Raw genomic sequence first — 4,487 nt, 5'->3', positions numbered from 1 at the left:
GCGGAAATCAGAACAGTCAAAACGGAATGAGTCCGGATACCGGTTCTGATTGCCCCATCTCCCGCGACCAGGTGATGGCGTTGAGGTAGTTGCCAAGCGGTGTGGCGCGCAGCTTCTCGGCGCTGCGCGGGGGCTGAAGGACGATGGTGAGGATCGCGGTCCATCGCTCGGTGGTGGAAAGCTGGCCGTTCTCGTAATGACGCTCGGTCCAGGCGACGCGGAAGGAATCGGGCGAAGCGCGGATGACGCTGGAAACCTCTACGGCGATCTGTTGCTGTCCGACCTTGGCAAAAGGATCGTTGGCGCGGGCGTAATCAGTCAGCGCCGCCGCACCGCGATCCGTAGTAAACTCAGAGGCACGCAGCCAGTTCTGACGGACGATGGTGGCGTCTGCCGGGATGCTGCGCACCTCTTCGATGAAGCGGCCAAGATGAAACGCGACCTGAGGATCAGAGGGACGGTAATCGGCTGTCGCGGGCGCGACGGCCTGCGCCTGACCGAGATTGTCCACCTGCACCACCCAGGGCACGACACTGCCGCGCGCCGACTGCCACACCAGCGCCGAGGCGAAGCCCGCCGAGAGGATCAGACAACCAAAGGCCATCAGCCGCCAGTTCTTCGCCTGTACACGGGCGGAGCCGATGCGGTCATCCCAGACCTGTGCCGCCTTCTGGTAAGGCGTCTCGGGCTGCGGTGTCTTGCCGTAATGGGCGGTGGGTCGTTTGAAAATGCTCATGAGCGGTCGCCTGTCTGAAGGGAACTGGAGGAGCCCGCGCTCTGGCTATCGCCGGAGCGGACGGCATGGGCGGCCATGGTCGCGCCATGGCTGAGGGCCTGTTTGCGTTGAATCCGCTGCGCCCAGGCGGGCGGGCCGCCGGTGGCGGATGAGGCCGTGGTGTCAGCGCCGCCGCCAATGGTTCCGCCGGTCGAGGTCCCGCCCGTTGCGGTGAACCCGGCTTTCACCCCATCGGAATGGCTGGACCTGACGCTTTCGGATGCTTTGGACGCGGCGCGCTTCAGCGGTGAGGCTGCGGCGGACCCAGCCGCGCGGGCGACGCCGCCAAGGCCGGATGCGACGCCCGCCGCGCCAGATTGACCGAAGGACCCGAGGCTATAGGCGGTACTGGCGCCGCCGGCCAGACTTGCACCTCCCCGGACAGCAGCCGCACCACCGGACAGGGCAGCCGCGCCGCCCTTCGCGGCCATGCCAGCGGCGGCGCCTCCGGCCAGCACCATGCCGCCAACGGCGAGGCCAGCGCCGACCGCTGCGCCCGCGCCAAGCTGCGGGCCGCCGGAGACGAGGCCAGAGGCGATGCCGGGACCGAAGATGCCGAGGCCAAGGAGTGAGAGTGCGGCAAGGACGATGGCCATGGCATCGTCGATGGTGGGCGTCGCGCCGCCAAAACCCGCCGTGAAACTTGAGAACAGCGTGCTGCCGATGCCGATGATGACTGCCAGAACCAGCACCTTGATACCAGATGAGACGACATTGCCCAGCACCCGCTCGGCCATGAAAGCGGTCTTGCCGAAAAGACCGAAGGGGATGAGGACGAAGCCTGCCAGCGTGGTCAGCTTGAACTCGATCAGGGTCACGAAAAGCTGCACGGCGAGGATGAAGAAGGCCAGCAGCACCAGCACCCAGGCGAAGAGAAGGCAGGCGATCTGGATGAAGTTCTCGAAAAAGGCGACGAACCCCATCAGATCGGCGGTCGCCTCCAGCAGGGGCCGCCCGGCATCAAGCCCGGTCTGGGCGACGCGGCCGGGGCGCAGGAGGTCGGCGACGGAAAACCCGGTGCCGGAAGCTTGCAGGCCGAGCCCCGCGAAACTGTCGAAAACGATGCGGGCGAGCGAATTCCAGTTGCCGATGATATAGGCGAAAACGCCGACAAAAAGGGTCTTCTTGATGAGGCGGGCGATGATGTCATCCTCGGCACCGAGCGACCAGAAGAGCGCCGCCAGCGTCACGTCGATCACGATCAGCGTGGTGGCGATGAACGCGACTTCCCCGCCCAGAAGGCCGAACCCGCTGTCGATATAGGAGGTGAAGACCCCCAGAAATGTGTCGATGACGCCGGTTCCGCCCATGTGCGTTAGGTCCTAGTTGAAGAAAGGAGTGCTTTGACTTTCAAGCTGTTACTGATCTCGCGGGGTGAAAGACCTCGCACGCCGTGTGACGCAACACGCGGCGATAAGCGGATGGGTGAGGTGAACCGGGTGCTTCCGGGGAGCCGTAAATCAGCAGAACCCATCAAAGCCGGGCAGACGGGGACTTCCGATCCCGTGGCTGGTCCGGCCAGCAAGCCTGCCATGGCGAGGGAAACCGAACCGATGGTGGACGCCTCGTCAGACACTGGAACCCGCCAACTCGGAAGTGGGCGGGTCGGCGCGCCGTGCAAACGGCGGGCCGGTGGAGCGTTGGTCCGTGCTATGGGCACATGGACCGGGGGTGCGCAGCCCGCTGCGCACCAGCTTCGGCGTGCATTTGCGTTGCGCCGTGGCCGGATTCCACACGGGGTAGAGTCGGCGCCTAAAGCAGGCGAGAGATCGGTAGCGGAACCTAAGAACCTTATCCTCGCTTCCGGCGCGCGTGCGCGCCGGATGGCTGAAGCGACCAGTGATCGCGGCGGTAAGGGGCGGAGCCTTCGTAGTAGTCCGAGGACGGGAAAGCCGTCCACATGGCGAAGGAAGGCAGTGGATACAGCAAGCAGGCAGGAGGTGGACCCATGTCCGGCGAGGTGAATATCTCGTTCGTCCTCGACATGCAGCGCAAGCTGTATCGGTGGAGCAGCGATGATCCCGACAAGGTCTTCGCTGATTTGTTCAATCTCGTTTGCGACCGCAGAACCCTGTCCGAGGCCTGGCGACGGCTCACCCGCAACAGCGGCAGCCGGACATCGGGCACGGACGGGATGACGCGGCGCTCGGTCGAAGAGCGTCCCGGTGGCGCAGCAAGGCTCCTCGATGAAATACGCGAGGCGCTTCGCGACGGAAGTTATCGTCCGGAACCCGTCAGGCAACGGCTCATCCCGAAGCCCGGCAAGCCCGGAAAATTCCGGCCACTCGGCATTCCCACGCTGATCGACCGGCTGGTGCAGATGGCTTTGAAGCTGGTGCTGGAACCCATCTTCGAGGCGGACTTCTATCCGACCTCCTACGGGTTCCGGCCGGGCCGAAGCACCCATGATGCTCTGGCGCGCATCCAGAGGTTCCTTCATCCGACGAAGCGTGGACCCTCGGTCTACCGCTACGCCATAGAAGGCGACATCAAGGGCTGTTTCGACGCCATCGATCATCACGTCATGATGGAACGGCTGCGGAAACGCATCGGCGACCGCAAGGTGCTGAGGCTGATCCACGCATTCCTGAAAGCGGGCGTGATGATCGAAGGGACCATTCGCCACCCCGTAACCGGCTCGCCGCAAGGCGGGGTCATCTCGCCGATGCTGTCGAACATCTACCTGACAGCCATCGACGAACGGTATGGGCGATGGTCCGTGCGCCCTCGTGAACCAAGTATAAATGCCGCTGCCCGAAGGGTCAGAGACCACAGGAAAGGCAGGCCGGTATTTTACACGGTGCGATACGCGGACGACTTCGTCGTTCTCGTGGACGGCACGAGGGAGCAGGCGGAAGCGGAAAAGCTCGCGCTGGCGGAGTTCCTGAAAACGGAACTTCGCATGGAGCTGTCGATGGAAAAGACCCGGATCACCGATGTCAGGGAAGGCTTCGACTTCCTTGGGTATCGGGTGGTGCAGACTAAGGCGCTCCGCACGGGGCGCCGGGTCGGCAATCTCTTCATACCGAAGGGTAAGCTGGCCGACCTGCGCCACAAGATCAAGGTCATGGTGAAAAGCACCCCTACGGGGTGGCCGCTCGCCAGACTGATCGGCATGCTCAATCCTGTCCTGACCGGGTGGAGGAACTATTATCGATACGCCACAAAGGCATATCGTGAGTTCTGCAACCTCGATCACTGGATATGGCAGCGTGTGGGGCGCTGGCTGAGGAAGAAATACCCGAAGGCGACGTGGCCGGTGCTGCGTCGCCTTCACCTCCACAGCGCCCCGGGAAAGCCGCGACAATGGTCCGAAGGGACCAGACGTCTGCGGTCCCTCCGTGACGGGGGAACCATGCGTTACCCGAACCAGAGAATAGCGAAACCGAACGGATGGAATGCGGAAAAGGATAACCGGCAGCGCGAAAGCGTCCGGGGCTTCTGGAACACCTTCCAACGCCTCAACCATATCTGAGGCACACCCATAGGCGCGCGAGCGCCCATGCATGGAGAGCCGGATGCTTGGAAACTTGCACGTCCGGTTCGGGAAGAGGGATGGAGAAACTCGTCTTCGAAAGGGGGTGGAGCGCTTCATCTCTACTTTCACCTGTCAGCGCCCCAGAAACCGGTTGCGGGACCCTGCCCATGCGGCGAGGCAATCGGCGTCGTCGCTGGCCGCCTCGCCCATCTGCTGGCAGCGACGCAGCGTGGC

At 63.7% G+C, this 4,487-nt stretch carries 4 protein-coding genes; 1 reads left to right on the top strand and 3 read right to left on the bottom strand.

The features are described 5' to 3' along the window. Positions 1–16: 16 nt before the first annotated feature. Both trbF and trbL read right to left on the bottom strand, forming a co-directional pair. Positions 17–736, bottom strand: coding sequence for a conjugal transfer protein TrbF (trbF, locus tag ACK5L9_RS04950; protein WP_416910339.1), 720 nt, complete (start codon positions 734–736; stop codon positions 17–19). Beyond that, on the bottom strand, positions 733–2,085 hold the full coding sequence (trbL, locus tag ACK5L9_RS04945) for a P-type conjugative transfer protein TrbL (protein WP_416910338.1): 1,353 nt from the start codon (positions 2,083–2,085) through the stop codon (positions 733–735). The genes trbF and trbL overlap by 4 nt, the downstream gene beginning before the upstream one ends. Positions 2,086–2,723: 638 nt before the next feature. On the opposite strand from trbL, the gene ltrA reads away from it, so the two are divergent. Next, on the top strand, positions 2,724–4,250 hold the full coding sequence (gene ltrA / locus ACK5L9_RS04940; protein WP_416910337.1) for a group II intron reverse transcriptase/maturase: 1,527 nt from the start codon (positions 2,724–2,726) through the stop codon (positions 4,248–4,250). A gap of 135 nt (positions 4,251–4,385) precedes the next feature. On the opposite strand, the gene trbK-alt is transcribed toward ltrA, so the two are convergent. Next, positions 4,386–4,487 (bottom strand): putative entry exclusion protein TrbK-alt (trbK-alt, locus tag ACK5L9_RS04935; RefSeq protein WP_416910340.1); only part of this gene is annotated, 102 nt, incomplete at its 5' end.

The organism is Paracoccus sp. (in: a-proteobacteria) (assembly GCF_047973135.1).
Classification (GTDB): domain Bacteria; phylum Pseudomonadota; class Alphaproteobacteria; order Rhodobacterales; family Rhodobacteraceae; genus Paracoccus.
The sequence above is the reverse complement of the archived record's forward strand: the minus strand, read 5'-3'. Positions and strand labels throughout refer to the sequence as shown.

What these genes read in the sequence shown, in the direction of transcription:
- ltrA (WP_416910337.1), top strand. Translation starts at nt 2,724, where the DNA reads ATGTCCGGCGAGGTGAATATCTCGTTCGTCCTCGACATGCAGCGCAAG.
- trbF (WP_416910339.1), bottom strand. Translation starts at nt 736, where the DNA reads ATGAGCATTTTCAAACGACCCACCGCCCATTACGGCAAGACACCGCAG.
- trbL (WP_416910338.1), bottom strand. Translation starts at nt 2,085, where the DNA reads ATGGGCGGAACCGGCGTCATCGACACATTTCTGGGGGTCTTCACCTCC.